Origin of the sequence: Jiangella aurantiaca (assembly GCF_004349105.1) — a bacterium.
Classification (GTDB): Bacteria; Actinomycetota; Actinomycetes; order Jiangellales; family Jiangellaceae; genus Jiangella; species Jiangella aurantiaca.
In genome coordinates this window covers 1-4,457 of the sequence record NZ_SMLB01000093.1, presented here as the reverse complement: position 1 = coordinate 4,457, position 4,457 = coordinate 1, and the positions used below count along the sequence as shown (strand labels likewise).

Genomic DNA, 4,457 nt, shown 5'->3' with positions numbered 1-4,457 from the left:
GGCGGTGGCTCCGGGGCGGGGGGCGGCGCGGGCGCCGGGGGCGGCGGCGTGCGCTTGGGCAACGGCCGCTTTGGCAGCGGGGTGACGGTCGCGACCTTCTCCTTCGCCGGCTTCTCGGCGGGCTCGCCGGCCGGCTCGTCCTCCTTGTCGTCGGGCCGGTCCGGCGGCTTCGGGGTCTCGTCGTCCTTCTTATCGGGGACGGAGCGCAGCTCGCGCTTCCGCCGTCGCCGCCGCAGCCAGAGCAGCAGCACGCCGCCGCCGATCAGCAGCAGCCCTCCGACCCCCACCAGCACACCGGTCAGGAAGATGCCGTCGACCTCGACGCCGAAGCTCAGCTCGACGTCCAGCGGCTCGCCGGACGCCGACGGCGACATGACGACGACCCGGACCGGCTCGTCGGTCAGCTCGTACGAGACGCCGCGCCAGCCGGACCCAGAGGCGCTGGACTCCCACCAGTCCAGGTCGCCGGGCGGGGCGGCCGGCGCAGGGCCGCCGGATTCGGATGACGACGTGACCTCGCCGCGCAGGTCCGCCGCCGTCACCGTCTGCTGCCCGACACCGTCGAGATAGGAGTCGACGTGGATGCGGTGCGCGACGCCGACGAACACCTCGCCGTCGTCGGCCATCCGCGCGGTGACATGCAGGACCGGACCGGTCACCGTCGCGATGTCGACCGCGGTCGCCGCGACGGAACCGTCGCCGCCGACGTCGGCGCGCGCGTACTCGACGGTGTCGTCGGGGCCGATGTAGACGGCCGTCGCGGCCCCGGCGAGGAACAGCGGCGTGCCGAGGACGATCAGCGCCACGGCGAGTACGGTGCGCAGGCGAGCACGTGTCACGCCGCGTCGAGCCCCAGGTCGCGCCGGAGCTTGGCGACGTGCCCGGTCGCCTTGACGTTGTACATGGCCTTCTCGACCTTGCCGTCGGGGTCGATGACGAACGTCGACCGGATGACGCCCTGCACGACCTTGCCGTACAGCTTCTTCTCGCCGTAAGCGCCGTACGCCTCGAGCGTCGAGCGGCTCTCGTCGGACAGCAGCGGGAAGGTGAGGTGGTCGCGCTCGCGGAACTCGGCCAGCTTGCCCGGCGCGTCGGGTGAGACGCCTAGCACGACGTACCCGGCGCCCTGTAGGGAGGCGAGGTTGTCGCGGAAGTCGCAGGCCTGCGTGGTGCAGCCCGGAGTCATCGCGGCGGGGTAGAAGTAGACGACGACCCGCTGCCCCCGGTAGTCGGTGAGGGAGACGGGCCTGCCGTCGGCGTCGGGGAGCGTGAACTCGGGCGCGGCGTCGCCCGGGGAGAGTCGCGAGTCAGTCACGTTCACACCGTATCCATACGGCAGGACGGTCGCATCGGTACGGTAGATCCCGTGTCCGCCGCGGATCAGAACCCGACCCAGCCCGTGCTCCCGGCGTCGCGACAGCCGGTGCCGATGGCGCCAGAGGTGCAGGCAGAGCTGGCCAAGCGCGGCCGCAGCGCGCGCCAGATCGAGAGCGACATCACCGCCCGCACCGAGCGGCTGGCGGCCAACATCGACGAGCTGACCGCGCGGCTGTCGCCGTCCCGGCTGGTCAAGGACGGGACGGCGGGCCTGCGGGCGCGGATCACGACGCCCGACGGCAACCCGCGGCTGGACGTGCTCGGCGCCGTCGCCGGCGCGGCCCTGGTGGTCGGGCTGCTGCTCTGGCGGGCACGGCGGCGCTGACCGCTGCGATCCGGACGTACCCTCTACTGTTGTGACACCCCAGGACCCCGAGAAGCTGCCCATCCGGATGCTGCACGACCGCGTGCTGGTCTCGCAGGACGGAGAGGAGGGCGAACGGCGTTCGTCCGCCGGCATCGTCATCCCCGCCACGGCCGCCATGGGCCGGCGACTGGCATGGGCCCGGGTCGTGGCGGTCGGGGCGAACGTGCGCACCGTCGAGGTCGGTGACCGCGTGCTCTTCGACCCTGAGGACAAGGCCGAGGTCGAGGTGCGCAGCGAGACCTACGTGCTGCTGCGCGAGCGCGACCTGCACGCCGTCGCGTCCGAGCGGCTCACCGACGGCCAGACCGGCCTCTACCTGTAGCCGGACGGTCCGCGACCGCCCTACGGGGCGCCGGGCGCTCTACGATCGGAGCTGTGCCCGGAGCGCCAGAGAACCCGTCGTCGCAGCGGCGTGAAGAGGCGCTCGAAGTGCTGGCGCAGCGGTCCAAGGAGAGCGCCGGCACGCGGCTGCGACGCGTCCGGCTCACGGCGCTGCCGATCGTCCAGTCGGCGCTCGGCGCGGCGCTGGCGTGGTGGCTGGCGACCATCCCGCCGATCGACCACGCGCAGCCGTTCTTCGCGCCGATCTCCGCCCTGATCGTCCTCGGCGGCGGGCTCGGGCAGCGGCTGCCGCGGGTGCTGGAGCTGGTCGGCGGCGTGGCGGTCGGCGTGCTCGTCGGCGACCTGCTGGTGTCGTGGATCGGCGGCGGCGTCGTCCAGCTGGCACTCGTCGTCGCGCTGGCGATGATCGCGGCGCTGCTGATCGACGGCGGCCCGCTCATCGTCACCCAGGCCGGCGCGTCGGCCGTCCTCGTCGTCGCGCTGGCGCCGGCCGACCCGACGGGCCTCAACCTCGACCGCTTCGTCGACGCCCTCATCGGCTGCGGCGTCGGGCTGGTGATCAGCATCCTGCTGCTGCCGCTGAACCCGGTCTCCGCGGCCCGGCGGCAGATCGACCCGCTGCTCACCACGGTCGCCGAGGTGCTGGAGTCCGCCGCCCACGCGCTGGCCGAGCGCGACCGGGCCGCCGCCACCGAGGCGCTGGAGCGCGCTCGCGAGACCCAGACCGACGTCGACGCGATGCACTCCGCGCTGGAGGGCGCCAACGAGGTCGCTCGGATCGCCCCCGTTCGGTGGCAGAAGCGCGGCCACCTGGCCGCCTACCTCGACGTCGCCACGCCACTGGACTACATGACCCGCAACACCCGTGTCCTGTGCCGGCACGTCATCAGCCTGCTGCAGCGCGACGAGCCGGTGCCGAGGGTGCTGCCGCAGTCGCTGCGGGCGCTGGCCGGCGCCGTACGCCTGCTCCGCATCGACCTCGAACGCGGCGACGAGCCCCGCGAGGCCCGCGTGTCCGCCGTTGAGGCCGCCCGCATGGCGACCGAGGCGCTGGATCACACCGGCGGCTTCGCCGGACAGGTGGTGATCGCCCAGGTGCGGTCGCTCGCGGTCGACGTCCTGCTGTCGACCGGCCTGAGCCGCGACGAGGTCCAGGAGCTGCTACCCGGTCTCCCCGAGGGCCCGGTCACCTACGGCTGACGCCGCCGTCCGCGGCGGCCGTTCCGCCCGTCGGCCGCCCACCGCTCGTCGGCCCCCACGAGGCCCGTTGATCATGGAGATCGGAGTTCCCGCATACTCGGAACTCCGATCTCTCCATGATCAACGGGGGCGCCGGTGCGGAGCTGGACGTAACGGCGGATGCGGTCGATGGTGCGCCGGGGATGACGGAGGACGTCGTCGGCGGTGAGGGGGATGACGATCCAGCCGGCGTCACGCAGCTGTTCGTCGCGGTACCGATCGCGGCGCCACTGTCGCTGGTCGGTGCGGTGGTGGTCGCCGTCGTACTCGATGGCGATCTTCAGGTGCGGGTAGGACAGGTCGGGCCGGGCGAGCCAGGCGCCGGTCTCGTCGACGACGTTCACACCGACCTCGGGACACGGCAGCCCGGCGTCGACGATGAGCAGCCGGAGGCGTGTCTCCATGGGCGAGTCGACCTCCGGCCGGATCAGCCGCAGCGCTTCACGGGCGCGGACGATGCCGCGCCGGCGGGTGAGCGCGGCGACCTCGTCGTGCAGGCGGTCCGGCGTGGTCCAGCGCCGCAGCATCGCGTCGCCGAGCACGACCAGATCGTCCAGTCGCCAGGTGGCCGCGAGGTGGACGAACGTGCGCTCCGGCCGGACGACGGGAAGCCCGTGGAACTCGATGACCGTGGCCGGGTCCAGGCCGACGTGGCCGTCCGTTCCGGCCAGACGGGGCACCACGGCGCCCGGCGGCACGATGACGTCGACGTCGCCGTCGAACGCCGGCACCGGAAGTTCGCACAGCAGCACCGCGGTCTCGTGGCTGAAGGCGACCTCGCGGGGAAGCACGAGCCGGGCCGCCTGACACGTCGTCACCAGAGAGTCGGGGACCGACGAGGGGATTCGTACGCCCTGGAACGGCCGCCGGAACCGCGGCCCGTCCAGCACGTCGACAGGCACGCCCGCCGACGTCGCGTCGCGGACACGGAACGGCCGCGAGGAGAACGGCTCTGGAACGGTGGGTCGGCGTGGCACCGCCTGATGATGACCCGAATCGGATGATCTTGCGGAAAGTTATCCACAGCCCCCGCCCCATCCGAGTTGATCACGGAGAAATCGGGCTTCCCCGACGCTCGGAACCCCGATTTCTCCATGATCAACGGAACGGGGGGCGCGACGGGGGCGGGCGA

At 72.8% G+C, this 4,457-nt stretch carries 5 protein-coding genes and 1 pseudogene; 3 read left to right on the top strand and 3 right to left on the bottom strand.

Features of this window, described 5'->3' with window-relative positions:
• A pseudogene (locus E1262_RS29985) lies at positions 1-839 on the bottom strand (hypothetical protein); the annotation flags it as partial.
• A complete protein-coding gene (gene bcp, locus E1262_RS29980) occupies positions 836-1,315 on the bottom strand; it encodes a thioredoxin-dependent thiol peroxidase (protein WP_132108002.1) in 480 nt (159 codons plus the stop codon). The gene bcp and the pseudogene E1262_RS29985, both read right to left, overlap by 4 nt.
• 51 nt (positions 1,316-1,366) lie before the next feature.
• Between bcp and E1262_RS29975 the strand changes: the two genes are divergently transcribed.
• The 3 genes from E1262_RS29975 (at position 1,367) to E1262_RS29965 (ending at position 3,286) form a co-directional block, all read left to right on the top strand.
• Positions 1,367-1,702: a DUF3618 domain-containing protein gene (locus tag E1262_RS29975; protein WP_132108001.1), complete on the top strand. Its 336-nt coding sequence runs from the start codon at positions 1,367-1,369 to the stop codon at positions 1,700-1,702.
• Positions 1,703-1,769: 67 nt separating this feature from the next.
• A complete protein-coding gene (locus E1262_RS29970) occupies positions 1,770-2,066 on the top strand; it encodes a GroES family chaperonin (RefSeq protein ID WP_132108004.1) in 297 nt (98 codons plus the stop codon).
• A gap of 53 nt (positions 2,067-2,119) precedes the next feature.
• Positions 2,120-3,286, top strand: coding sequence for an FUSC family protein (locus tag E1262_RS29965; protein WP_203454739.1), 1,167 nt, complete (start codon positions 2,120-2,122; stop codon positions 3,284-3,286).
• 71 nt (positions 3,287-3,357) lie between these two features.
• Here the strand turns inward: E1262_RS29965 and E1262_RS29960 are convergent, their stop codons facing one another.
• Entirely contained in the window at positions 3,358-4,302 is a 945-nt protein-coding gene (locus E1262_RS29960; RefSeq protein ID WP_132108000.1) for an endonuclease domain-containing protein, read from the bottom strand.
• Positions 4,303-4,457: the final 155 nt, after the last annotated feature.

What these genes read in the sequence shown, in the direction of transcription:
- E1262_RS29970 (WP_132108004.1), top strand. Translation starts at nt 1,770, where the DNA reads ATGCTGCACGACCGCGTGCTGGTCTCGCAGGACGGAGAGGAGGGCGAA.